General features: G+C 60.8%; 22 protein-coding genes and 1 riboswitch. Of the genes, 13 read left to right on the plus strand and 9 right to left on the minus strand.

The features are described 5' to 3' along the window. Positions 1-100: 100 nt before the first annotated feature. The gene (locus C4N04_RS12440) at positions 101-928 is read left to right on the plus strand and encodes an Ig-like domain-containing protein (protein ID WP_106796142.1); all 828 of its coding nucleotides are present in this window, start codon (positions 101-103) and stop codon (positions 926-928) included. Between the two features lie 175 nt (positions 929-1,103). Beyond that, positions 1,104-2,144, plus strand: a complete 1,041-nt coding sequence (locus tag C4N04_RS12445) for an acyltransferase (RefSeq protein ID WP_096769471.1) — start codon at positions 1,104-1,106, stop codon at positions 2,142-2,144. Between the two features lie 82 nt (positions 2,145-2,226). Here C4N04_RS12445 and fumC read toward each other — a convergent pair whose 3' ends face one another. Further along, positions 2,227-3,618, minus strand: a complete 1,392-nt coding sequence (gene fumC, locus C4N04_RS12450) for a class II fumarate hydratase (RefSeq protein WP_077989262.1) — start codon at positions 3,616-3,618, stop codon at positions 2,227-2,229. A gap of 86 nt (positions 3,619-3,704) precedes the next feature. Between fumC and C4N04_RS12455 the strand changes: the two genes are divergently transcribed. After that, positions 3,705-3,941 (plus strand): hypothetical protein, encoded by a 237-nt coding sequence (locus C4N04_RS12455; protein WP_038689326.1) that lies wholly within the window; start codon positions 3,705-3,707, stop codon positions 3,939-3,941. A gap of 75 nt (positions 3,942-4,016) precedes the next feature. Continuing rightward, positions 4,017-5,924, plus strand: a complete 1,908-nt coding sequence (locus C4N04_RS12460; RefSeq protein ID WP_106796143.1) for a murein L,D-transpeptidase — start codon at positions 4,017-4,019, stop codon at positions 5,922-5,924. 128 nt (positions 5,925-6,052) lie between these two features. Here C4N04_RS12460 and C4N04_RS12465 read toward each other — a convergent pair whose 3' ends face one another. Further along, on the minus strand, positions 6,053-6,763 hold the full coding sequence (locus tag C4N04_RS12465) for an HAD family hydrolase (RefSeq protein WP_077989260.1): 711 nt from the start codon (positions 6,761-6,763) through the stop codon (positions 6,053-6,055). 232 nt (positions 6,764-6,995) lie between these two features. Here C4N04_RS12465 and rpiA point away from each other — a divergent pair, with 232 nt between their 5' ends. From rpiA to C4N04_RS12480, 3 genes are all read left to right on the plus strand, one after another. Continuing rightward, positions 6,996-7,694, plus strand: coding sequence for a ribose-5-phosphate isomerase RpiA (gene rpiA, locus C4N04_RS12470; protein ID WP_012484046.1), 699 nt, complete (start codon positions 6,996-6,998; stop codon positions 7,692-7,694). 15 nt (positions 7,695-7,709) lie between these two features. Then, the gene (locus C4N04_RS12475; RefSeq protein WP_009995053.1) at positions 7,710-8,267 is read left to right on the plus strand and encodes a DUF2059 domain-containing protein; all 558 of its coding nucleotides are present in this window, start codon (positions 7,710-7,712) and stop codon (positions 8,265-8,267) included. A 168-nt stretch (positions 8,268-8,435) separates the two neighbouring features. Continuing rightward, a complete protein-coding gene (locus C4N04_RS12480) occupies positions 8,436-8,720 on the plus strand; it encodes an acylphosphatase (RefSeq protein ID WP_038689318.1) in 285 nt (94 codons plus the stop codon). Between the two features lie 45 nt (positions 8,721-8,765). On the opposite strand, the gene C4N04_RS12485 is transcribed toward C4N04_RS12480, so the two are convergent. Next, positions 8,766-8,984 carry a hypothetical protein gene (locus tag C4N04_RS12485; RefSeq protein WP_039620082.1) on the minus strand — a complete coding sequence of 73 codons (219 nt, stop codon included), beginning with the start codon at positions 8,982-8,984 and terminating at the stop codon, positions 8,766-8,768. 243 nt (positions 8,985-9,227) lie between these two features. Between C4N04_RS12485 and gor the strand changes: the two genes are divergently transcribed. Continuing rightward, positions 9,228-10,613, plus strand: coding sequence for a glutathione-disulfide reductase (gene gor, locus C4N04_RS12490; protein ID WP_106796144.1), 1,386 nt, complete (start codon positions 9,228-9,230; stop codon positions 10,611-10,613). Positions 10,614-10,622: 9 nt separating this feature from the next. On the opposite strand, the gene C4N04_RS12495 is transcribed toward gor, so the two are convergent. Next, positions 10,623-11,912, minus strand: coding sequence for a VWA domain-containing protein (locus C4N04_RS12495; RefSeq protein ID WP_106796145.1), 1,290 nt, complete (start codon positions 11,910-11,912; stop codon positions 10,623-10,625). Positions 11,913-12,138: 226 nt separating this feature from the next. Here C4N04_RS12495 and C4N04_RS12505 point away from each other — a divergent pair, with 226 nt between their 5' ends. Further along, complete coding sequence (locus C4N04_RS12505; protein ID WP_038689310.1) at positions 12,139-13,512, plus strand: 3-deoxy-7-phosphoheptulonate synthase class II; 1,374 nt, start codon at positions 12,139-12,141, stop codon at positions 13,510-13,512. 54 nt (positions 13,513-13,566) lie between these two features. Here the strand turns inward: C4N04_RS12505 and C4N04_RS12510 are convergent, their stop codons facing one another. Continuing rightward, positions 13,567-15,402 carry an ABC transporter ATP-binding protein gene (locus tag C4N04_RS12510; protein WP_106796146.1) on the minus strand — a complete coding sequence of 612 codons (1,836 nt, stop codon included), beginning with the start codon at positions 15,400-15,402 and terminating at the stop codon, positions 13,567-13,569. A 282-nt stretch (positions 15,403-15,684) separates the two neighbouring features. Here C4N04_RS12510 and C4N04_RS12515 point away from each other — a divergent pair, with 282 nt between their 5' ends. Further along, the gene (locus C4N04_RS12515; RefSeq protein WP_038692594.1) at positions 15,685-16,083 is read left to right on the plus strand and encodes a GFA family protein; all 399 of its coding nucleotides are present in this window, start codon (positions 15,685-15,687) and stop codon (positions 16,081-16,083) included. Between the two features lie 102 nt (positions 16,084-16,185). Here the strand turns inward: C4N04_RS12515 and C4N04_RS12520 are convergent, their stop codons facing one another. Next, positions 16,186-16,659, minus strand: coding sequence for a nucleoside deaminase (locus C4N04_RS12520; RefSeq protein WP_096761820.1), 474 nt, complete (start codon positions 16,657-16,659; stop codon positions 16,186-16,188). A gap of 104 nt (positions 16,660-16,763) precedes the next feature. Further along, positions 16,764-17,294, minus strand: a complete 531-nt coding sequence (locus C4N04_RS12525; protein ID WP_077989256.1) for a DUF1003 domain-containing protein — start codon at positions 17,292-17,294, stop codon at positions 16,764-16,766. Between the two features lie 190 nt (positions 17,295-17,484). Between C4N04_RS12525 and C4N04_RS12530 the strand changes: the two genes are divergently transcribed. After that, positions 17,485-19,164 carry an NAD+ synthase gene (locus C4N04_RS12530; RefSeq protein WP_106796147.1) on the plus strand — a complete coding sequence of 560 codons (1,680 nt, stop codon included), beginning with the start codon at positions 17,485-17,487 and terminating at the stop codon, positions 19,162-19,164. Between the two features lie 81 nt (positions 19,165-19,245). After that, complete coding sequence (locus C4N04_RS12535) at positions 19,246-20,073, plus strand: TolB family protein (RefSeq protein WP_106796148.1); 828 nt, start codon at positions 19,246-19,248, stop codon at positions 20,071-20,073. Here the strand turns inward: C4N04_RS12535 and C4N04_RS12540 are convergent. Beyond that, the gene (locus C4N04_RS12540) at positions 20,070-21,137 is read right to left on the minus strand and encodes a 3-deoxy-7-phosphoheptulonate synthase (RefSeq protein WP_009994771.1); all 1,068 of its coding nucleotides are present in this window, start codon (positions 21,135-21,137) and stop codon (positions 20,070-20,072) included. The genes C4N04_RS12535 and C4N04_RS12540 overlap by 4 nt on opposite strands. Positions 21,138-21,508: 371 nt before the next feature. Continuing rightward, a riboswitch (cobalamin riboswitch) is annotated at positions 21,509-21,695 on the plus strand. Between the two features lie 41 nt (positions 21,696-21,736). Between C4N04_RS12540 and bluB the strand changes: the two genes are divergently transcribed. Next, the gene (gene bluB / locus C4N04_RS12545) at positions 21,737-22,426 is read left to right on the plus strand and encodes a 5,6-dimethylbenzimidazole synthase (protein ID WP_077989253.1); all 690 of its coding nucleotides are present in this window, start codon (positions 21,737-21,739) and stop codon (positions 22,424-22,426) included. Positions 22,427-22,429: 3 nt separating this feature from the next. Here bluB and C4N04_RS12550 read toward each other — a convergent pair whose 3' ends face one another. After that, a complete protein-coding gene (locus C4N04_RS12550) occupies positions 22,430-23,527 on the minus strand; it encodes a DUF2865 domain-containing protein (protein WP_077989252.1) in 1,098 nt (365 codons plus the stop codon). Positions 23,528-23,536: the final 9 nt, after the last annotated feature.

Below are 23,536 nucleotides of genomic sequence, written 5' to 3' on the forward strand. Positions count from 1 at the left end.
CGAGGCGAGGCGGCGACCGCGTCGACACAAGACCACTTCAGTTGCCTTCGGTTCGGAGCCAGTCCATATTCCCGGTCGCGTTAACTTGCAGGAGCTTCCGATGACGAACGCAAAGCCAACTGCTAACGACGACCTCTTCATTTCTTTCGAACATGATCCGATCAGAGGGAACCTGCTCGATAACGACAGCGATCCTGAGGGCGCGCCTCTCTATCTTCGCTTTTTCGACGGTGTCCGCGTCGATGCGAAACAGGGATCGACGCAGGAGACGATCATACAGGGGAAATACGGGACTTTCACCGTGCGGCCCGATGGTCATTTTACCTACGAGCTGGATTACACGCTCGACGTGATGAAGAACCTGCGGGCGCACGAACAGCTGATTGAAGAGATCCGCTACAAGATCTCGGATGGCGCCGGGGGGACGGATGTCGGCATTTTGACTCAGGCGATCGACGGCGTCAACGAAGAGGACAAATACCATGAGGTCCTGGATTTCGACGATATGGGCGTCTTATCGAGGGCAGATAATTTCTCCCTTCCCAATTACCGGGGCTTTGCGCTCTCCGTGAATGGCAGCCACGACGTGACGCTTCTGAACGGCATCGTCTATGATACCATTCCTGGTGTCGACGCCATTACCGAGGACGGTTTCAGCGATACCGTACTAGCCCCCGGTTCTGCGCCCGTAACCCTGAAAATGCTCGATGGCGGGGAGTTCACCTTTCAGAGCGTCTCGATCGACGAACTGTCTGCATCGCCCTTTCACCTGACGCTCACCGCCCTGAACGACGGCCAGATTGTCTATCAGCAGGAGCTTGAGGTCACCGGTCCCAATCTCGAGCTCAATATCGAAGACATCGAAGAAATCCGTTTCGATTTCATGGGGAATTCTGTCGTGATGGACAATTTTTCGCTGCTGGTATGAGGCTCGTCAGTCGCTCATATCGTGCCCGCGCTATCGCCTTTTCTTTCGAATTAGCGAGGCCGAAGCCTCGGCAAAAACGCCCGTCCGGTTGATAGCGCGCTATTTAAGTTTTCGAAACTTTGATTGAATGTACAACTCTCTCGTGTCATGTTGCGACGCACAAAGCGAGGAGCTCATGGTTTACTCTATACAATACCTCCGTGCTGTTGCGGCTATTGCGGTTACGATCTTTCATGTTGCGTTCATTTTTGGTTGGAATTTTGTTCCGCTGGCAGCTGGCGTAGACCTGTTTTTCATCATCAGTGGCTTCATCATGTGGACTATTTCGGACGCGAGACCGACCGCACCGCTACAGTTCATCCGAAACCGCATTCAGCGGGTTCTGCCCATCTATTGGATCTGCACTCTGCTATTTGTGATTGCAGCTACCGTTTCGCCCAAAAATTACGACAATGCCGTCTTTAACGCAGCCGATATCATCCGGTCACTGCTGTTTGTCCCCTATGCAGACGGCACTGGTGTCGTTCAGCCGGTTCTCGTTCCAGGTTGGACGCTGAATTATGAGATGTTCTTTTATACCGCCTTTTGCCTTGTCCTGTTTTTGAAAGGAAGAACGCAGCGTCTTCTGGCGATAACGGGTTTTCTGACGCTTTGCGTGGCAATCGGCCTGTTCGCGCCAGTGACCCCATATTCTATCGTTTACGCATCGCCACTGTTGCTGGAGTTTCTGGCCGGCGTCGTCATCGCATTCGTTATGTCGAGAGCCGACGTCGCGTCGACCAGGCTGGCGGTGGCATTGATGGTAGTGGGTCTCGTGTCCATCGCCGCTTCCTCCTTCCTTGACAAGCCACACGGTTTCGTTCGGGTTCTCGTATGGGGCGTTCCGTCGGTCCTTATCGTCCTGGGTGCCCTGGTCGGCGAACGTGCAAGCCTTTTTCCGAAATTGACATGGTTGAAGATATTGGGGGATTCGTCCTACTCGCTCTACCTCACTCATATGATTGCGATCGGTGTGGCAAAGCTCGCCATCTATGTTGCCGGGGTGGAACGCTGGACTGCGCCGCTTGCCCTGCGAATTCCATTGTTCGTGGTCACGACGATATTCTGCGTTTCTGTTGGACTCGTCTTTTACTTCTGCGTCGAAAAGAAGATTGCGCAGTTTATCAAACGGTTGGAGAGAGGCAGAAAAGCCGCTTCATACATGCCTGCTGAATAAGTCGCGGCCGCGTCGGAATGGAAGGGTGGGTCGAACCTGTGGCTCAACCCGACACTTGTCGCGGGCGGGATGGGAAACCGGCTTATTTCGGGCCGATCATCGTTTCCGGGCGGACGATCGCGTTATAATCCTCGGCTGATACGAGGCCGCTGGCGAGGGCCTCTTGCTTCAGCGTCGTGCCGTTCTTGTGGGCAGTCTTGGCGATCTTGGCGGCCGCGTCATAGCCGATCTTCGGGGCAAGTGCCGTCACCAGCATCAGCGAGCGTTCGAGGCCGGCCTTGATATTGTCCTCGCGCGCCTCGATGCCGACGACGCAGTTGTCGGTGAAGGAGACGGCGGCGTCGGCAAGCAGCTGTACCGACTGCAGGAAATTATAGGCCATCATCGGATTGTAGACGTTGAGCTCGAAATGGCCCTGGCTGTCGGCGAACGTCAGGGCGGCGTGATTGCCGAAGATGTGGATGCAGACCTGGGTCAGCGCCTCGCATTGCGTCGGGTTGACCTTGCCGGGCATGATCGACGAGCCGGGCTCGTTTTCCGGAAGCGCCAGTTCGCCGAGACCGGCGCGCGGGCCGGAGCCGAGGAGGCGAATGTCGTTGGCGATCTTGAAGAGGGCAGCTGCTGCGGCGTTGATGGCGCCATGGGAAAAGACCATGCTGTCATGCGAGGCAAGCGCCTCGAACTTGTTCGGCGCGGTGACGAAGGGCATGCCGGTGATGGCGGCGATCTCTTCGGCCACCTTCTCGGCAAAGCCCACCGGCGCATTGAGGCCAGTGCCGACGGCGGTACCGCCCTGGGCGAGTTCGCAAAGGCCGGGCAGGGTCATCTCGATGCGCCTGATGGCGGAGCCGACCTGGGCGGCATAGCCCGAAAATTCCTGGCCGAGGGTCAGCGGCGTCGCATCCTGGGTATGGGTCCGGCCGATCTTGATGATGTGGCTGAATTCGGTGACCTTCATGTCGAGGGCGGCATGCAGGTGCTTCAGGGACGGGAGCAGATGATGGGCGATCCGTTCGGCGCAGGCGATGTGCATCGCCGTCGGGTAGGTGTCATTGGACGACTGGCTCATGTTGACGTGATCGTTCGGGTGCACCGGCTTCTTGGAACCCATGACGCCGCCCAGCATTTCTATGGCACGATTGGAGATCACTTCGTTGGCGTTCATGTTGGACTGCGTGCCGGATCCGGTCTGCCAGACGACCAGCGGAAAATGGTCGTCGAGCTTGCCGTCGATCACCTCCTGGGCGGCATTGACGATCGCCTCGCCGAGGGCTGGGTCGAGCTGGCCGAGCGACATATTGGCACGGGCGGCCGCCTGCTTGACGATGCCGAGTGCGCGCACGATCGAGAGCGGCTGCTTTTCCCAGCCGATCTTGAAATTGCCGAGCGAACGCTCGGCCTGTGCCCCCCAATATCGGTCGGCGGCGACATTGATGGGGCCAAAAGTATCGGTTTCGGTACGGGTTGCGGTCATTGGGGCCTGCCTTCCTGTGCTGTTTCGGGCATCTTCGAAAGATGAGGTTTTATAGGTTGGAAACCAGGCCAAGAAAACCGGATGTCATGAGAAATATTGAAAATGCCAGTCAGGTTTATGCTGACTGGCGGCCGTGCTTTTTCGGCCACTTCGAAAATTTTATGCATAGGCCGGTGTTTGCCGCACTGGTCTGGCGGCAAAAATTCGGTAAAAAATTAACTAATAATTTCATAATTTTGTGTGAACTGTTGCGCGGCGCCGTGCAGCATTTCCGTCACAGAGAATTGAGTCCGCCGGCGCTGGCGGCGAAGGCCGGTTTCTGATCAATGAGCCCCTACGCTGCCTGAGTTTCGCGGGATTTGAGCTGAGAACAGCATGACATCGGGACTGGAATATATATGACGTTCTTTTTGAAAAGCGCGGTATCCGCATTGGCAGTTTCCAGCGGCTTGGCAGTGATGGCCGCTCCCGCGCATGCCTATACGCTGATGGATATGCTGCGTGGCGACAGGCAGCGGAGCCAGAGCACCATCTTCATGGATCAGGCGCCGGGCCGACCGGTGCCGCGTGGTGCCGCCGGAGGCTCGCTCGGCGGGCTTGATCCGGAAGCGCCGCTGCCGAAGGTCAGCGGTCCGCGTTATTACACCTATAAAACCGAAACGCTGCAGTTCGTCGACACCGGCAAGTTTGCCGATCCCGTCGTCACCGGCGCGGTCGCCGAGGTTTCGCCGAGCGGCGAGGCCGGCGCCGAACCGGCCGTGCAGCGCCGTTTCCTGGCGCAGGCCAAGGTGCGCGCCAATGCCGACGTCGGCAAGGCGCTCGAGGCCTACTACGGTGACAGCCGAAACCCGCTCGTCTGGGTCGAAGGCAATGGGATCAACGAGCGCGCCAAATCGGCGATGGCGGCACTTGCCGATGCGGCCTCCGTCGGCCTTGATCCCGCCGATTACGCCATCCAGACACCTGCTATCGATCCGGCCAATCCCGATCCCGCCGCCCGCGACCGGGCGCTGACCCAGTTCGAACTCGAACTCTCGGCCAAGGTGCTTGCCTTCGTGCAGGACACGGTTCGCGGCCGCATCGATCCGAACAAGATTTCCGGCTATCACGATTTCCAGCGCAAGGTCGTCAATCTGGCGCCGGTCCTGAAGCTTGCCCGCTTGAGCCACGATACCGGCGCTTATATCGCCAGCCGCTCGCCGGATAGTCCGCAGTTCGAGGCGCTGAAGGCGGAGCTAGCCAAGCTTCGCGCCGCCGATGGCGGCAATGAGGAGCAGATCGTCGTCTCGCTCAGCGGCCTGCTGAGGCCCGGCGACAGCTCGCCCGAGATCGCCAACATCGTCAAGGCCGTCCAGAAGCACGGTTCCGAGACGCTGAGGACCGATCACGCCGCGACCTTTGCAGCTTACGCCGGCGGCAGCGACTATTCGCCTGAGATCGTCGCGCTGGTCGAGGATTTCCAGAAGGAGCGCGGGCTGAAGGCCGACGGCGTTATCGGTCAGGCGACGGTGCGCGCCATGACCGGCGGCGACACAAATGCCTCCAAGATCGACAAGCTCGAAGTTGCCATGGAACAGGCGCGCTGGCTGCCGGAAGATCTCGGTTCGCGTTACGTCATGATCAATCAGCCGGCCTACATGGCCTACTATCACGATGACGGCAAGGAACAGCTGTCGATGCGTGTCGTCGTCGGCGGCAAGAACAATCAGACCTATTTCTTCAACGACGAGATCGAGACGGTGGAGTTCAACCCGTTCTGGGGCGTGCCGCAGTCGATCATTATCAACGAGATGCTGCCGAAGCTGCGCTCGGATCCAAACTATCTCGATCAGCTCGGCTACGAGGTCGAAGTGAACGGCCACGCTGTCGCCTCGTCCAGCGTCGACTGGTACGGCTCGACCGACAATGTTTCGGTCCGCCAGCCGCCAAGCAGCGACAATGCCCTCGGTGAACTCAAGATCCTGTTCCCGAACAGCCATGCGATCTACATGCACGACACGCCGTCGAAGAGCTTCTTCAAGCGCGACATGCGGGCTCTCAGCCACGGCTGTGTGCGCCTTTCCAATCCGCGCGCAATGGCTGCCGCCGTGCTCGGCACGACGGTCGACGACGTTGCCAAGCAGATCGCCAACGGGCAGAATCATGCGGTGAAGGTGCCGCAGAAGATCCCGGTCTACGTGTCCTACTTCACCGCCTGGCCGAACAAGGACGGCGTCGTGGAATATTTTGACGACGTGTACGGCCGTGATGCCTATGTCAAAAAGGCCTTCGACGCGACGACGAAGGCGCGCGGCGCGCAAATCTGACGTAGGCTTTATTGGGTTATCGAATGGGCGGTCTCCGGGCCGCCCGTTTTGTTTTGGGGCGGTCTTTTGGAAAGGGCTGTGCCGCGTGGCCCCCTCATCCGTAATCGCTTCAGCCAGATTTATTAGTCTTACACCGCGACCTTCTGCGCATGCTCCCGCAATAACCGCTCCACCAGCTCCGGCGTCAGCTCATCGTAATGCGTGATGATCACATCCGGATCGAGGCTTGAAACCGGCACATCCGAATAACCGAAAGGCACGGCGATCGAAGGCACGGCAGCGTTCTTCGCCACGGCGATGTCGTTGATGCTGTCGCCGATCATCACTGTGCGGGCGATGTCGCCGCCGGCGCGGTCGATGGTGCCGGTGAGATGGCGGGCGTCGGGTTTGCGATATTCGAAAGTATCGCCACCGGTGATGGCGTCAAAGTAGCTGACAAGGTCGAGCTTGTCGAGCAGGCCGAACGCCAGGCTTTCCAACTTGTTGGTGCAGACGGCGAGGCGGTAGCCGTCGGCTTTCAGCCGGTCCATCGCGGCGACCAGACCGGGATAGGGTGCGGTGTGGCCGGGCATGTTGCCGGCATAATGGGCGACGAAGCGTTCGAGCAGCTGCGGGACGGCGGCGCTTTCGAGCGAATGGCCGCGCAACCGGCAGGCACGCTCGATCATCACGCGCGCGCCCTGGCCGACGAGATGGGTGAGATCGTCATAGCTGACCGGTTCGAGGCCAAGGGCTGCGATCGTATGGTTCAGGCTTTCGACCAGGTCTGCATGGGTATCGAGAAGAGTACCGTCGAGATCGAAGACGATGAGCGCCGGGTGCATGGGGGCAGGGGTCAAGGGCTTGCCTCTTTGAGCGATGGGTCCTCCGGGCAAGCGACGGGTCGCGCCTCGGACGAGGGATCGTTCCTGAGGTAGGCGATCGCGCGGAGGAAAGCAACTTCCTGTGATGGCCGGGGCGGCCGCAGGCATTTGTTTCGGCTTTTCATTTTCCGTGATGATTTTGACTTTCGTTTGCCAGGCCAGCCGTGTAAACAGCACATCCAACGCAATAAATCGGAGCTGGCGGCGCATGGATGCCCGCGAAATGAAGATCAAGGCCGCCGAGGCCGCACTCGCCCATGTCGAAGACGGAATGCGTCTCGGGATCGGGACGGGCAGCACGGCGGAAGAATTCGTCCGGCTGCTGGCGGAAAAAGTTGCGGGCGGCTTCAGGGTCGAAGGCGTTCCGACATCCGAAAGAACGGCGCGGCTCTGCGTCGAGCTCGGTGTCCCGCTGAAGTCGCTCGACGAGCTGCCGGCGCTCGATCTGACGGTGGACGGCGCCGACGAGGTCGATCCGGCGCTCAGATTGATCAAGGGCGGCGGCGGCGCGCTGCTGCGCGAAAAGATCGTTGCCGCCGCTTCGGAGCGGATGATCGTCATCGCCGACGAGAGCAAGCTGGTCGATACGCTTGGCGCCTACGCGCTGCCGATCGAGGTCAACCCGTTCGGTCTCGTGTCGACACGGATCGCCATCGAAAAGGTTGCGGCCCGGCTCGGCCTTTCCGGCGAACTCAGCCTGCGCCAGTCGGGTGACGGAGAGTTTACCACGGATGGCGGCCATCACATTATCGATGCATCTTTTGGCCGCATTCCTGATGCAGAGGCGCTTTCGAGCGAGCTGAATTCCATACCCGGCGTCGTCGAACACGGGCTCTTTATCAATATGGCGGCACTTGCGATCATTGCCGGTCCTGCAGGTGCACGCACGCTGCAGGCAAACAGATAACAGGAGCATACACTCATGATGAACATTGCAGGTCTTGGCCGTCTCGCCGCTGCGACCCTCGTTCTTTCCGGGCTTGCCTTCGGCTCCGCCGTCAAGGCGCAGGAAGTCTCCGAGGAACAGCTGAAGGCGTCTCGCGCCGCGATCGACGCCATCGGCGCCACTGCCCAGTTCGACAACATCCTGCCCGGTCTCGCCGAGCGCCTGAAGGCCGGCCTGATTCAGGATTCGCCAAACTACCAGGACATTATTTCCTCGACGGTCGACGAGCAGGCGCTGAAGCTGGCGCCGCGCCGCGGTGATCTCGAAAAGGAGGCGGCACTCACCTATGCCAAGACCTTTACGATCGACGAGCTGAAGGCGATTGCCGATTTCTATAATTCCGACGTCGGCAAGAAGCTGCTGCGCGATGGCCCGGTCGCCTCCCGCGAAACGGCCAAGGCTGCCGACATCTGGGCGCAGGGAATTTCGCGCGACTTGGAAAAGCAGAGCAATGCAGAGCTTTCCAAGGTTATCAAGGCACCGCCGCCGGCAACCGACAGTCCGGTCGCTCCGGCACCGGCCGCCCAGCAGTAACGACTGCTGGCCAGAATTCGCGAAAGCCCGGCATCGCCCGGGCTTTTTTGTTATGATGCATCGGAGCATGATGCCGAAAGTGTGAGCGGTTTCCGGACGACATCATGCTCTTTGGCCCATCGGGCCTAAAATCATCTAGAGCCGGTGGCGAAGGTTGGCGAGGCAGACATGTCCGATCGTTACGAGGCTGTGCGGGTACGAATATCAGGCAGGGTCCAAGGTGTGGGTTTTCGCATGTGGACGCGGGATGAGGCGCTGCGGCTCGGGCTGACCGGCTGGGTGCGCAACGAAGCGGACGGATCCGTCGCCGCCTTGATCGCCGGGCCGGACAATGCGATCTCAACGATAATCGAGCGTTTGAGGCGCGGGCCTGCAGGGGCATGGGTTTCTGGCGTGGAGACGGAAGCGATCCGGCTTGATGAGATGCCGACGGATTTCCGCATCACAGGCTGATAGCGGCAATCCACCAAGGGCGGCCATCGCAGATGGATGTGACGCTCAGCCCCAATCCTTCGAGCTCTTGGCCAATTGCCATGCTCCTGTCTCGTCCGGCTCAACGCGCTTGTTGCCGCGGTAGAAAATCGGCAGTCCGGTTTTCTTGTCCATCGCAAAGCGGCTCGGCGTGAATTTCTCGTCTTCGTGGCCCTCGATGGCGAGATTCAGCGCCTCCTTGAATTTGCCGGCCTTGCATAGCTTGGCGAACAGAGTTTGATCCATCTTTTGCTCCGGCATCCTTTTGCGTCTCAAGCATTGCCCTGCCAGCCTCAACCGGCCGGGTCAACCGTAAACGGTGACCGGGTCACCCGTAAACGGTGACGAGCTCAATCCTAAACGCTCACCGGTTCAGACCATGATTCGGCGATGGAGACTTGGAAGAGGCAGGAGCGGGGCTTTTGTTTTCATAAGGATCGCCCCTATATCAGGAACGTCCCTTCCTGCGATTCCCTTCCGGAGTTCCTCATGTCTTCCTACGACTACGACCTCTTCGTCATCGGCGGCGGTTCCGGAGGCGTGCGCACCGCCCGCGTTGCCGCCTCGCTTGGCAAGAGGGTGGCGATCGCCGAGGAATATCGCTATGGCGGCACATGCGTCATCCGCGGCTGCGTGCCGAAGAAGCTCTTCGTCTATGCCTCCCAATTTCACGAGCATTTCGAGGATGCGAAGGGCTTCGGCTGGACGGTCGGCGAAAGCAGCTTCGACTGGAAGAAGCTGGTGGCGGCAAAGGATGCCGAGATTGCGCGGCTGGAAGGCCTCTACAAGAAGGGGCTCGCCGGCGCCAATGCCGATATCCTGGAAACGCGCGCCGAACTGGTCGATTCTCATACGGTCCGGCTTGCGAAAACAGGGCAGACGGTGACCGCAAAAACGATCGTCATCGCCACCGGTGGAAGGCCGAATCCACATGTCGCGCTTCCCGGTCACGAGTTCTGCATTTCCTCCAACGAGGCCTTTCATCTCGAGGAGCTGCCGAAATCAATCGTAATCGCCGGCGGCGGTTATATCGCCGTCGAGTTCGCCAATATTTTTCACGGTCTCGGCGTCGAGACGACGCTGATCTATCGCGGCGCCGAAATCCTGTCGCGTTTCGACGAGGATCTGCGGCGCGGACTGCACGAGGCGATGGTCGCCAAGGGCATACGCATTCTCTGCCACGACACGCTGCAGAAGGTCTCCAAAGGCGAGGGCGGGCTCACTCTGGAGACGATGAATAATGGCACGCTGCAGGCAGGCGTCGTCCTGCTGGCGCTCGGACGCGATCCCAACACCGAGGGGCTCGGTCTTGAGGCGGCTGGGGTCGCTGTCGACGAGCGCGGCGCCATCATCGTCGACGACTATTCCCGTACCAACATTGAAAACATCTATGCCCTCGGCGATGTCACCAACCGGGTACAGCTGACGCCGGTGGCGATCCACGAGGCAATGTGCTTCATCGAAACCGAGTACAAGAACAATCCGACGAGGCCGGACTACGAGTTGATCCCGACCGCCGTCTTCTCGCAGCCGGAAATCGGCACGGTCGGCCTCTCGGAAGAGGAGGCGGGCAAGCGTTACGGCGAACTCGAGGTTTATCGTGCCCAGTTCCGGCCGCTGAAGGCCACGCTTTCGGGCCGTGCCGAACGCATGATCATGAAGCTGATCGTAGATGCGGCGAGCCGGAAGGTGGTCGGCGCCCACATCCTCGGCCACGACGCCGGGGAAATGGCGCAGCTGCTCGGCGTCACGCTGAAGGCCGGCTGCACCAAGGATGATTTCGACCAGACGATGGCGCTGCATCCGACCGCGGCCGAAGAGCTCGTCACCATGTACGCGCCGAGCTACCGTATCCGCGACGGGAAGCGCGTCTAAGCAAAATTCTCAACTGGTAATGCGCGGCGCGCGGATGGCCTTCAGGAACAGCGCCTTCATGGCATCGGCGATACCTTCGGTCGGGGTCACCTCGAAATAAAGGCCCGGCGAGGCGCATTCCTGCATCTTTGTCGGGATCTGGCTCTGGAAGGGGCTGATCCAGGTATTGTACCAGCCGTTTTTCGGCAGAGGCAGGTAGGTCGTGTAGAGTACTGCAATCCTGATGCCCTTGTCCTTCAGCGGCTTGCAAAAGGAGGTGTCGATCGGCTCCTGGCAGCGCTTCCCGGTGAGTTTCTTGGTGCAGCCCTTCGGTTTCTCGCTGTCGCCGACGCCGTCCGAGACGAAGAACAGGATCTTCTGCGGTGTCGTGGATGTGCTGCCGTCGCCGGGGGTGGTGATGATGTCTTTCATCTGCGTCAGCGCGTTGTCAAAGCTCGTCTGCTGGTCGTTGTTGTAGCCCTGATACGGAATGGTCATCAGATCGACGGCGTCGGTATAGGTTCGTACCTGGTCGAGATTGTCGGTCGGCGTGGATATGGTTGTGAGCTTGGCGTCTTCGGCCTTGGTGCCGAAGGTGTACACGCCCATGCGGAATTGATTGGTGGAAACGCGCGTAGCCTTCGCGGTCAACGTCAGTTCCTTGGTCGCCTGGCGCACGACGTCGATGCGCATGCTGACGCCGAGCTTCTTGGCGAGATTGTAGTAGTTGTTGCTGTTCTGCGTTTCGTGACAGGCGAAGGCGCAGCTATCGCTGGTGTTCTTTTCCATCATCGAAACGTCTTTCGCGGTGGCGCCGACGCCCATCGATGGGGTGTTGTCGAGCAGTATGTAGAAATCCATGAAGGAGGCGGTCTGATATTCAGCCGTCGCCGTGCCAGAGATAGTGATCGAGTCTCGGCCGAGAACGCGCATGAAGGTGGTCGGCACGGTCGCCGCAAATGAAACCTGTGAGTTCAGCTTGTTGGCAGCCTTGGTGACGTCGATGCTGAGATCGACTTGAACCCCGGTCAGCTCGCCTGACATCTGGGACATAAAGATGTTGCGGGCGTCGGTTTTGCCAAGCGATATCGTGCCGTTGCCGCTCATCGTCATCGCGGCGGCGACAGCTCCGGATTTTTCGGCGATTGAACCGACGGCGGCAGCATCGGCGGCGGCAAAGAGCTGGGTGCGCAGGCTCATGGCGTGAGCGAAATCCACCGCAATGCCCGCCGTGCCAAGGAGCGGCACCATCAGCAATGCCGTCATGATGCCGAAATTGCCCGAGCGGTCCGATATGAAACCGGACGGAAGGATCGCCATGCCATGTCCCCGATGTGAAACTCCTTTCGGTTCTACCTGCAAAGTCTAAAATATGGGGAAAGCGACATGGTATATGCCGGTTTAACCGGGAAATGGCCGACTGCGGCGGCCAGACGAGACGCTTTGGGCGATTGATCTTTGCAAGCCGGATCTAAAGGTCTATAAGCCGCCGGATTATCAAGGGTAGGCCGCATTCCAGGAACTGGGGCGAGAACAGGTGAGTGAGATGGCAGAGAATTGGACCCCGAGCAGCTGGCGGCAGAAACCGATCCTGCAGGTTCCCGAATATCCGGATGCAGCCGCTTTGGCGGCAACGGAGGCCACGCTCGCCAGCTATCCGCCGCTCGTTTTTGCCGGTGAGGCGCGCCGCCTGAAGAAGCATCTCGCCAGTGTCGCCGAAGGCGACGGCTTCCTGCTGCAGGGCGGCGACTGTGCCGAGAGCTTCGCCGAACACGGCGCCGACAATATCCGCGACTTTTTCCGCGCTTTCCTGCAAATGGCTGTTGTCCTGACCTTCGGCGCACAGTTGCCGGTCGTCAAGGTCGGCCGCATCGCCGGCCAGTTCGCCAAGCCGCGTTCGTCGAATGTCGAGAAGCAGGGCGACGTGACGTTGCCGGCCTATCGCGGCGACATAATCAACGGCATCGAGTTCACCGAGGAGTCGCGCATTCCGAACCCGGAACGGCAGGCGATGGCTTACCGCCAGTCGGCCGCGACTCTGAACCTTCTGCGCGCCTTCGCGATGGGCGGTTACGCCAACCTCGAAAACGTGCATCAGTGGATGCTCGGTTTCGTCAAGGACAGCCCGCAGGGTGAGCGTTACCGCAAGCTTGCAGACCGCATCAGCGAAACCATGGATTTCATGAAGGCGATCGGCATCACCTCGGAAAACCACCCGAGCCTGCGCGAGACCGATTTCTTCACCAGCCATGAGGCGCTGCTGCTCGGCTACGAGGAGGCGCTGACCCGCGTCGACTCCACCTCGGGCGACTGGTACGCCACATCAGGCCACATGATCTGGATCGGCGACCGCACGCGTCAGGCCGACCATGCGCATATCGAATATTGCCGCGGCATCAAGAACCCGATCGGGCTTAAGTGCGGCCCCTCGCTGCAGGCCGATGATCTGCTGCAGCTGATCGATATCTTGAATCCGGCTAATGAAGCCGGGCGGCTGACGCTGATCTGCCGTTTCGGCCATGAGAAGGTCGCCGAAAACCTGCCGCGCCTCATCCGCGCCGTCGAGCGCGAAGGGCGCAAGGTGGTCTGGTCCTGCGACCCAATGCACGGCAACACGATCACGCTCAACAACTACAAGACTCGTCCCTTCGAGCGGATTCTTTCCGAAGTCGAAAGCTTCTTCCAGATCCATCGCGCTGAAGGCACGCATCCGGGCGGCATCCATGTCGAGATGACCGGCAAGGACGTGACGGAATGCACTGGTGGTGCGCGCGCCGTCACCGCCGACGACCTGCAGGATCGCTACCACACCCATTGCGATCCGCGCCTCAACTCCGACCAAGCGCTCGAACTGGCCTTCCTGCTTGCCGAGCGCATGAAGGGCGGCCGCGACGAGAAGCGCATGGTCGCCAACGGCTGAGACAGCCGAAAGGAATGACGAAAACCCGGCGTGATGCCGGGTTTTTTATTGTCTTCAGATGCTGGCCTGAACGCTGTGCAGATTGGCGTAAACGCCGCCTTGCGCCATCAGATCGTCATGCGTCCCCTGTTCGACGATGCCGTCGCCCGTCAGGACCAGGATGCGGTCGGCATGGCGGACGGTCGAGAGGCGATGGGCGATGACCAGGGTGGTTCGGCCGTTCGCCAAGCTCAGCAGCGCCTGCTGCACCGCCCGTTCGCTTTCATTGTCGAGCGCGCTGGTCGCCTCGTCGAAGATCAGAATCTCAGGATTCTTGAGGAAGGCGCGGGCGATGGTGATGCGCTGGCGCTGGCCGCCGGAGAGCTTGACGCCGCGCTGGCCGATATCGGTATCATAGCCCTGGGGCAGGGCGATGATGAAGTCGTGCGCATTGGCGGCCCGGGCCGCCGCTTCCAGCTCGGCATCGCTGGCGTCGGGCCTGCCGTAGCGCAGGTTTTCCGCAACCGAGCCGGCAAAGAGGTAGACATCCTGCTGCACTACCCCGACATGGCGCCGGAGCGAGGCCAGTGTTACATCTCTTACATCGGTGCCGTCGATCCGGATCGTCCCGGCCGCGACATCGTAGAAGCGCGGGATGAGGGCGCAGAGCGTGCTCTTGCCGACGCCGGAAGGGCCGACCAAAGCGACGAACTCTCCGGGGGCGATGGTCAGCGACAGCCGGTCCAGTACACGCGGGCCATCGGCCTCGTAGCCGAAGGAGACGTCGGAGAAACTGATCTCGCCCCTTGGTGCCGGCATCGGCCGGGCGGCCGGCCGGTCGGTGATATCAGGGGCAATTTCCAGGATTTCCATGGCCCTGATGAAACCGGTATAGCCCTCCTGCCAGAGCCGCACGAAATTGGCGAGTCGCTGCACCGGATCGACCAGCACGGCGACGCAAAGCAGGAAGGTCAGCATGTCCGGAACGGTGAGATCCGCCGACAGGATACGCAATCCCCCGACGATGATCACCAATATCGTCACGAGCTGGGCGAAGGTTTCCGTGCCGACCGAAAACCAGGCCTCGCTGCGGTAGCCATCGGCGCGGCTTTGCAGGAAGCGCTGGTTCTGTACGTCGAAGCGCTGCCTTTCCAGTGCCTCGTTGGCGAATGACTGGACGACACGAATGCCTGCCAGAGCGTCCTCGACCCGCTCGTTGACGGCAGCGATCTGCCGCTTGCTGGCTTCGAGCGCGCTGTTCATGCGCCGGTTGAAATAAAGGGCATAAGTCACTGCCACAGGGGTCAGCAGCAGGATAAGGCCGGCCAATGGCGGATCGATGAAGAACAGCACCAGCATGGCGCCGCCATATTTCAGCACGGCGATGGAGAGATCCTCGGGGCCGTGGTGAAAGAGCTCTCCCAGCCACAGGGAGTCGTTGGTGATGCGGCTCATCAGCTGGCCGGTGCGCTGGCGGTCGTAGAAACTGAAGGAGAGTTTCTGGCAGTGCTCGAAGAGCTCCCGCCGGACCGTCGCCTCGATACGGGCGCCCATGACGTGGCCGCGATAATCGACGAAAAAGACCGCGGCGATCTGGACCGCCAGAACGGCCAGCATGACGCCGCCCATCACAAGGATCTGGGTGAAGGCCTGCGGCGCATCGGGCAGGGCCAGAAGCCGGCTGGTGACGATATTGGCGCAGAGCGGAAGGGCCACCGCCGTGCCTGCGACGAGGATGGCGCAAAGCAGATCCGCCAGCAACAGAGGCAGATGCGGGCGGTAGTAGGAGAGAAATTTTCGCATGCGCAACCAGCGCCGGCTGCGATCGGCGGCGGGGTCGTTGAGGAGGAATTTGAGGAAGGCGTTATGGCGTCGCGAGCTTTTCCTCGCGCGGGAGAACGGAATATTCATGAGGCAGAATGTCCTTGTGGGCGATGTTTCCTTTCTGTTTGGACAGGGTCGCTCTCATGTCAGTCTCCCAGGCTTGAATGGTTGAGCCCTCAGTATCACCGCGAACCGGCATCAATTCAACGCGGGGACGGTTAGGAGGTCGGCGGGTGTTGTCGATGGGCAACACCAGAGGGTTGTCCCTCGATGTCAGCGAGCTTCAAGATTTCTGATCTTTCATTGAACGGAATGGATTTGACGCAGGATCCGAAGGGCGGCAACGTTCTGAAAAATGGAGGAGTGGTCATGACCGAACGGCATACAGGCGGCTGCCTTTGCGGCGCCGTGCGATATTCGATTACGGGCAAGCTCGGCCCCGTCGTCGGCTGCCACTGCTCGCAATGCCGCCGGCAGACGGGGTTCTACTATGCCGCGGTCAACGTGCCGCGCACGGCTCTTTCGGTCGAAGACGCCGATACGGTGCGGTGGTATCGGTCGAGCGGCGAAGCGCAGCGCGGCTTCTGTTCGAATTGCGGATCGGCGCTGTTCTGGCAGGGAGACGAAGCGGTGGAGGTTTCGGTCCTGGCCGGAAGCTTCGACGAACCGAGCGGCCTTGTCTTCAGTCACCACATCTACTGCGCCGACAAGGGCGATTTCTATGAGATATCAGACGGACTGCCGCAATATGACAGGTATCCCGTCTAGGCTCAGGACCTATTCATTCCGGCCGCTCGACTGATACGTCCACACCTTCTTGTCAGCCATCCGCATCCCAGCCGCCATCGTCTGGCTGAACGAGCCCTGAACCTAAACCTTGCCCAGGTGCTTGGGCCAGAATTCCTGGTGGACTTCGGCGGCTTCGTCTTCGAGGCTTGTCGGGCCGACCACGGTGACGGCCCGCGCGCCGCTCTGCAACACCGCCCGACTGGGCACGTTCAACCCGATCCCGGCAATCTCGCCGAGCCGGGTTTCGGAGCAAGCAAACACCATATGTCCGATACCCGACCAGTAGATCGCCCCGGAGCACATGGCGCATGGCTCGGTGCTGGTGTAGAGCGTGCAGTCCGCGAGAAATGCCGGATCGTAGTGCTTCGCCGCTAGTTTAACCAGGTTCATCTCGGCGTGGTTTGTCATATCGTGGCCGGTGAAGACGCTGTTTTCGGCGCGCAGGATGACGTCGCCATCCCTTACCAGTACCGAGCCAAACGGTTCGTCGCCTTTTGCCATCGCGGATTTCGAGAGCGCAATCGCCTCGCGTAAAAACGGTTCGTGGTTGTCCATCAGAGTTCCCCAAAAAGCTAGAGTGGGATGATCTTCCCCCGGATCAGATGGATTTCCAAGGGCTGCAAACGTCTTTCTCGCTTTCTAATCAATGAGTCCCGAGCTTAGCTTCTCGCAGCAAGAGCGGCGGTCAGGCGAGCGACATCCTCGCGCAGCGCCTTCAACTCGGTCAGTACGCTCATGTCGATCTTCTGGTGAAGCGAAAGTACTTCGAGCTCGGACTTCAGATTGACTTCATAATCCTTGGCGGCCTCGAAGCGGTCGCGTTCGGCCTGGCGGTTTTGCGACATCATGATGATCGGCGCCTGGATGGCTGCGAGCATCGAAAGGATCAGATTGAGGAAAACGAAGGGGTAGGGGTCAAAGGCACCGCTTGCGAGAACGACGGTGTTGATCACGGTCCAGACGGCGAGGAAGGCGAGGAAAGCAATGATGAAGGACCAGGAGCCGCCGACACGAGCGATGCCGTCGGCGACACGCTCGCCGAACGAAGCTTCGGCGGAGAAGGCGGCATTGACGTCGGTCGAGATGATCTTGCGCTCATGCGTTTTCGCCAGCACGTGTTTTTCGACCGCGCCGAGTTCATCGGCCGGCTTGCCGAAATGATGGTGCACGAAGTTCGAAAGATTATTCATGGCCTTTTTCCGATGCCCGTTATCGATGCAGTGGATTTCGGCGCCAGTATTCTGCTCCGCCATGAAATTGCAATGCGGATCGGTGTCGCAAGGTTTTGATGCAGCCGTTCACAAAAATTTCGTCGACGCGATGCAACGCTTTGACAGCGAACGTGTTGCGGTAACGGAAGGCGCAGGCTAAATAAATGACATGACACAGGAAAACGCTCTTTCTGGAATCTTCCGCATCGCCATCGGCCAGCTCAACCCAACGGTCGGTGATGTGGCCGGCAATCTTGCCAAGGCGCGCGAGGCCCGCGCCGATGCTGCCCGGGAGGGTGCGCATCTGCTCGTCCTGACCGAGCTGTTTATCTCCGGCTATCCGCCGGAGGACCTGGTGCTGAAGCCGGCCTTCATCCGCGCTTGCTGGAAGGCAGTTGAGAACCTGGCCGCCGATACCGCCGACGGCGGACCTGGGGTCGTCATTGGTTTTCCCCGGCAGGACGAGACCGGGCGCTATAACTCCGTCGCTGTGCTCGACGGTGGCAAGGTCGTCGCGGTGCGTGACAAGGTCGATCTGCCAAATTACGGCGAGTTCGATGAGAAGCGCGTCTTTCATCAGGGTGCCATGCCGGGGCCGGTCAATTTCCGCGGAGTGCGCCTGGGCATTCCGATCTGCGAGGATATCTGGGGTGAGCTCGGCGTCTGCGAGACGCTGGCCGAAAGCGGCGCGGAAATCCTGCTGTCGCCGAATGGTTCTCCCTACTACCGCGGCAAGGTCGATATCCGTCATCAGGTGGTGCTGAAGCAGGTGATCGAGACCGGTCTGCCGCTGATATATGCCGCCCAACTCGGCGGCCAGGACGAGCTCGTCTTCGACGGCGCGAGTTTCGCCTTCAATGCCGACAGGTCGCTTGCCTTCCAGATGAGCGAGTTCGAGACGGCGCTTGCGGTGACGACGTGGAAGCGCGGCGAAAGCGGCTGGCACTGCGCCGAAGGGCCGATGGCGCGTATCCCCGAGGATGAGGAGGCCGATTACCGCGCCTGCCTGCTCGGCTTTCGCGATTACGTCAATAAGAACGGCTTCAAGACCGTCGTGCTCGGCCTTTCCGGCGGCATCGACTCGGCGATCTGCGCGGCCATCGCCGTCGATGCGCTCGGCGAGGAGCGGGTGCGCACCGTCATGCTGCCCTACCGCTATACATCGGAGGATTCGCTGAAGGACGCGGCCGATTGCGCCAAGGCGCTGGGCTGCCGCTACGACATCGTGCCGATCGAGCAGCCGGTGACGGGTTTCAGCAGTGCGCTTTCCGATCTCTTCGAGGGCACGGAGAGCGGCATCACCGAGGAGAACCTGCAGAGCCGCGCGCGCGGCGTCATCCTGATGGCGATCTCCAATAAGTTCGGCGCGATGGTGGTGACGACGGGCAACAAATCGGAAATGTCGGTCGGTTACGCCACGCTCTATGGCGACATGAACGGCGGCTTCAACCCGATCAAGGACCTCTACAAGATGCAGGTCTATGCGCTGGCCCGCTGGCGCAACGAGAATGTGCCGCCGAGTGCGCTGGGGCCGTCGGGCGAGGTGATCCCGCAGAACATCATCGACAAGGCACCGTCCGCCGAGCTGCGTCCCGATCAGAAGGACCAGGATTCGCTGCCGCCCTATCCTGTTCTCGACGATATCCTCGAATGCCTGGTCGAGAAGGAGATGGCTGTCGAAGAGATCGTCGCACGCGGCCATGATGTGGCGACCGTTCACCGCGTCGAGCACCTGCTCTATCTGGCCGAATACAAGCGTCGGCAGTCGGCGCCGGGCGTGAAGATCACCAAGAAGAATTTCGGCCGCGACCGGCGTTATCCCATCACCAACCGGTTCCGTGATCGCTGAAGCGATCGAGACCGTTACCCAATCGAGATCGTTAGGATGATCGGGATCGCTAGCACGATCGAGAGGTCAGGAGGAGCATTGATGCGCAGCTCGGTCGAGATCTACAATGTCAGGACGGGCAGGGCGCGTGAGGTGTGGCAGACAGATCGGCTGGTGGAAGCGCCGAATTATGCTCCCGACGGCTCCTATCTGCTGCTGAACGGTGACGGGCTGCTCTTCCGGCTTCCGCTCGATGGCGGCGAGGTTGTTCAGGTCGATACCGGCTTTGCCGTCAACTGCAATAATGATCACGGCATTTCGCCCGACGGGACCGAGATCGTCATTTCCGACAAGAGCGAGTTCGGCAAGTCAGCGATCTATATCCTGCCGATCGACGGCGGAACTCCGCGGCTCGTCACCCGGAACCAGCCATCCTACTGGCATGGCTGGTCGCCTGATGGCCGCCAGCTCGCCTATTGCGGCATCCGCGACGATCTCTTCGACATCTATACGATCTCCGTCGACGGCGGCGCCGAAACGCGGCTGACGCATGGCGAGGGCCGCAATGATGGGCCGGATTATTCCGCCGACGGGCAATGGATCTATTTCAACTCCAGCCGCACCGGCCTGATGCAGATCTGGCGCATCCATCCCGATGGCACCGGCCTCGAACAGGTGACCTCGGACAATTACGGCAACTGGTTCGCGCATCCATCGCCCAAGAACGACAAGGTGCTGATCCTGTCCTACGACCCCAGCGTTTTCGACCATCCGCGCGATCTCGATGTGCGGCTGCGGCTGATGGACATGGACGGCGGCAATCTGAAGACACTGTTCGAGCTTTTCGGCGGGCAGGGCACGATCAACGTGCCCTGCTGGTCTCCTGACGGCGAAGAATTCGCCTATGTCAGATACTTCCCGGCCGGTTAAGCTGCGGCCGCCGCCTTGCGCCGTTCGCGGGCGGAAACGGCGAGGTCTTCCAGCACGGCGACCGACATATCCCAATCGATGCAGCCGTCGGTGATGGACTGGCCGTAGACGAGCGGCTTGCCGGGGACGAGATCCTGGCGGCCGGCGACGAGGTTGCTCTCGATCATCATGCCTTTGATGTGGCGATTGCCTGCGGTGATCTGTGCGGCGACGTCCTTGACCACATGCGGCTGGTTCATCGGGTCCTTGTTGCTGTTGGCATGGCTGGCATCGATAAGGATGCGCGGGAGAACACCGAGCTTGACGGCTTCGCCGACGACAGCTTGAACATCGGCCGCTTCATAGTTCGGCCGCCTGCCGCCGCGCAGGATGATGTGGCAGTCCTCGTTGCCCTTTGTTGAGGCAATGGCAGCCTGCCCGTCCTTGGTGACGGCGGGGAAGTGATGCGGCTGCGAGGCGGCGAGGATGGCATCGAGCGCGACGCGTGCGCCGCCATCCGTGCCGTTCTTGAAGCCGATCGGGCAGGAGAGGCCGGAGGCGAGCTGGCGATGGATCTGGCTTTCGGTCGTGCGGGCGCCGATCGCCCCCCAGCTGACGAGGTCGGTAATGTATTGCGGCGTGATCGTCTCGAGGAATTCGACACCGGCGGGCAGGCCCATCGCATTGATGTCGAGCAGCAGGCGCCGGGCAATCCGAAGCCCTTCCTCGATGCGGTAGCTGCCATCGAGATGCGGGTCGTTCATCAGACCCTTCCAGCCGACCGTGGTGCGGGGCTTTTCGAAATAGACGCGCATGACGATTTCGAGATCACCGGAGAAGCGCTGCCTCTGTCGCACCAACCGCTCGGCATATTCGCGGGCGGCGGCAGGATCGTGGATAGAGCAGGGGCCGATGACGACGATCAGGCGGTCGTCCTTTCCCTCCAGAATCTTATGGATCGCATTGCGGTTACTGGTCACCGTCTCGCTGACGTCAGCGGTTCGGGGAATTTCCGCGAGGATATCGGCGGGTTTGGTCAGTGGGGTGATTTCGAGGATACGCAGATCGTCGATGGTATCGGACACGGTGTGGCTCCTGTTTGGTCATACCGTGCGGAAACAAAAAAGCCGCCAGGTAGACTAGCGGCTGTTCGGGTTGTCGTCGCGTCGACTTCAGTTACGCATGGACCCGCATCCGCTGGGAGCAGCGGTACCAATAAAATCGCGAGGCGTAGACGGAAGTGATCGACATGCGGCGTGTTTAGCGTGGCGGCCTCCCGTTGTCACGCAGAATCTGGCGGCCTGAAAGAGGGCTCCGGCGTGCAGCAATCCGTCTTCTGGCGGCAAGTTTCTTCAATGCATTTGCAAGCGTGGTCGTGACCAGCTGCTGGCTGTGCACTGGCCCGTCAGCGGGCAAATCGCTGTGCTGCCGGCGCTTGCCCGCGAAGTGCTTTCCTGAAATAGATGCTTCGTCAGGTGCCCGCTTTCGCGCGGGAGAATCGGGAATCCGGTGGAAGACCGGAACGTGCCCAACGCTGTAAGGCCGACGCCTGCCGCTTCATCATGCCACTGGCTTTTGCCGGGAAGGCTGCGGCAGACGGATGACGCCGAGTCAGAAGACCGGCCTGGCAAGATAGACCCAACCCGCGCGGACGGCGGGCGGTTGCGTTGTTGGGGATTTGACGATGCGACCCTTTGATGAGGATGCCATGTCGGCGGCATCCGGTTTTTCTCTGGCCGAACGCGAGGCCGTGTATCACGCGATCATGACGCGACGCGACGTGCGCAGCCAGTTCCTGCCCGATCCCTTGCCGGACGATGTCGTGGCGCGGCTCTTGACGGCCGCCCATCACGCCCCCTCCGTCGGCTTCATGCAGCCGTGGAACTTCATCCTGGTGAAGAGCGAAGCCGTGCGGGCGCGCATCCGGGACGCTTTTGCACAGGCCAACGAAGAGGCGGCACTGATGTTTGACGGCGAGCGGCGGCAGGCGTACCGCTCTCTCAAGCTCGAAGGCATCGTCGAGGCGCCGCTCGGCATATGCGTTACCTGCGATCCCACGCGCAGCGGCAGCGTCGTGCTGGGCCGCACGCACAATCCGCGGATGGATAGCTATTCGACGGTGTGCGCCATCCAGAACCTCTGGCTTGCGGCGCGCGCCGAAGGAATCGGCATCGGCTGGGTCAGCATCTTTCGCGAAGGCGAGCTGAAAACCATTCTCGGCATACCCGATCATATAGAGGTGGTCGCCTGGCTCTGCGCAGGCTTCGTTGACCGGCTGTATGACGAGCCGGAGCTTTCCGTCAAAGGCTGGCGCCAGCGCCTACCGCTCGAGGAGCTCGTCTTCCACGATGGCTGGGGACGGAGCGAGCCGTAGCGGTCACTGCTGTTGCGGCTGCGGGCCAGGTGTTGCCGGGTTGGCAAGATCGATCGAACCCTGGTCGCCTGCGAGGAATTGCGGGCCAACCTGCCGGACCTTGTTTTGCGCAGGGTCATAGGGACGCTCCGGGACTGACGGCCGGGGTGCCGTTGGCGCAGCCGCGGTATCTTTCGCCGGCGGATTGGTGCGGATCGTCGTGATCGAGCTCTGCTGCTGCGGTTCGCTCAGGGCCTGCTTGCCGCGCATCTCTTCGTAATAGGCGGCGAGATTGCAGGCGCAGGCATTTTTCTCGCCGGGCGCGCGGTTCTTATAGGCGAAGGCGTTCTGCATAGCGCTGTAGGGTGTGCCGGTTGCCACCGAAATCATGTTCGCGGCTTCCGTGCTCCTTACGTCGCGATAGAAAAGCTCGGTCTCGATGCCGGGGCACATCTTGGCGCAGGTCTCAGCATCGCGGCCGAAATCGACCGAAATGGCGTTCGAGCTGATCGGGAAGAAGCCGCCGTCGCAGCTGCGCACGCAGATGGTGCTGACCGGCGACATCATCTCGGCCCGCGGCAGGTCATAACGCGGATCGAACTCTTCACCGCCGCCGAGCGGAATGAAGGTATCGCCGCGCATCGCCTGTTCCTCGATGCTCGGGGCAGGATCGTTGGCGCTGCGATCGGACGGGGCGTAGAAATTCTCGCTGTTGCAGCCATTGCGCTCAAGAGCTGCCATCAGTTCGCGGCGCCCGCCGTCATCACCGCCCTGACTGCGCAGTTCGGCGCGACGATCCTGGAGATAGCGGATATTGTCGATCATCCGGGCTTCGGCCTGCGAGAGCTCGTCGCAATAATCGGCATTCTCGCCGCCGATCACCACCATGCTGCCCGAGGTGCAACCGTAGCTGCGCAGGTCGTTGCGGACCTTGCGCAGCTCGAGGTTCTGCTCGGCGATGGCACCAGCAAACTGGCGCGCTTCCAGACCATTGCCGTTGCCGATCGATCGCGGCAGGTCGGCGAGGCGACCGCGCAGGTCGTCGCAGATGGCGCTCGTCTGCGCGGCGACGGGCGTCGCGAAGGCAACGAGAAGCACAAAAGACAGGTTTCGGCGTTTCACGGCGTCGTC

Origin of the sequence: Rhizobium sp. H4 (genome assembly GCF_003013335.1) — a bacterium.
Taxonomy (GTDB): domain Bacteria; phylum Pseudomonadota; class Alphaproteobacteria; order Rhizobiales; family Rhizobiaceae; genus Rhizobium; species Rhizobium sophoriradicis.

Excerpts from the sequence above, each read along its gene's own strand:
- C4N04_RS12440 (WP_106796142.1), top strand. The coding sequence starts at position 101 with ATGACGAACGCAAAGCCAACTGCTAACGACGACCTCTTCATTTCTTTC.
- C4N04_RS12445 (WP_096769471.1), top strand. The coding sequence starts at position 1,104 with ATGGTTTACTCTATACAATACCTCCGTGCTGTTGCGGCTATTGCGGTT.
- fumC (WP_077989262.1), bottom strand. The coding sequence starts at position 3,618 with ATGACCGCAACCCGTACCGAAACCGATACTTTTGGCCCCATCAATGTC.
- C4N04_RS12455 (WP_038689326.1), top strand. The coding sequence starts at position 3,705 with ATGAGAAATATTGAAAATGCCAGTCAGGTTTATGCTGACTGGCGGCCG.
- C4N04_RS12460 (WP_106796143.1), top strand. The coding sequence starts at position 4,017 with ATGACGTTCTTTTTGAAAAGCGCGGTATCCGCATTGGCAGTTTCCAGC.
- rpiA (WP_012484046.1), top strand. The coding sequence starts at position 6,996 with ATGGATGCCCGCGAAATGAAGATCAAGGCCGCCGAGGCCGCACTCGCC.
- C4N04_RS12475 (WP_009995053.1), top strand. The coding sequence starts at position 7,710 with ATGATGAACATTGCAGGTCTTGGCCGTCTCGCCGCTGCGACCCTCGTT.
- C4N04_RS12480 (WP_038689318.1), top strand. The coding sequence starts at position 8,436 with ATGTCCGATCGTTACGAGGCTGTGCGGGTACGAATATCAGGCAGGGTC.
- C4N04_RS12485 (WP_039620082.1), bottom strand. The coding sequence starts at position 8,984 with ATGGATCAAACTCTGTTCGCCAAGCTATGCAAGGCCGGCAAATTCAAG.
- gor (WP_106796144.1), top strand. The coding sequence starts at position 9,228 with ATGTCTTCCTACGACTACGACCTCTTCGTCATCGGCGGCGGTTCCGGA.
- C4N04_RS12495 (WP_106796145.1), bottom strand. The coding sequence starts at position 11,912 with ATGGCGATCCTTCCGTCCGGTTTCATATCGGACCGCTCGGGCAATTTC.
- C4N04_RS12505 (WP_038689310.1), top strand. The coding sequence starts at position 12,139 with ATGGCAGAGAATTGGACCCCGAGCAGCTGGCGGCAGAAACCGATCCTG.
- C4N04_RS12510 (WP_106796146.1), bottom strand. The coding sequence starts at position 15,402 with ATGAATATTCCGTTCTCCCGCGCGAGGAAAAGCTCGCGACGCCATAAC.
- C4N04_RS12515 (WP_038692594.1), top strand. The coding sequence starts at position 15,685 with ATGACCGAACGGCATACAGGCGGCTGCCTTTGCGGCGCCGTGCGATAT.
- C4N04_RS12520 (WP_096761820.1), bottom strand. The coding sequence starts at position 16,659 with ATGGACAACCACGAACCGTTTTTACGCGAGGCGATTGCGCTCTCGAAA.
- C4N04_RS12525 (WP_077989256.1), bottom strand. The coding sequence starts at position 17,294 with ATGAATAATCTTTCGAACTTCGTGCACCATCATTTCGGCAAGCCGGCC.
- C4N04_RS12530 (WP_106796147.1), top strand. The coding sequence starts at position 17,485 with ATGACACAGGAAAACGCTCTTTCTGGAATCTTCCGCATCGCCATCGGC.
- C4N04_RS12535 (WP_106796148.1), top strand. The coding sequence starts at position 19,246 with ATGCGCAGCTCGGTCGAGATCTACAATGTCAGGACGGGCAGGGCGCGT.
- bluB (WP_077989253.1), top strand. The coding sequence starts at position 21,737 with ATGCGACCCTTTGATGAGGATGCCATGTCGGCGGCATCCGGTTTTTCT.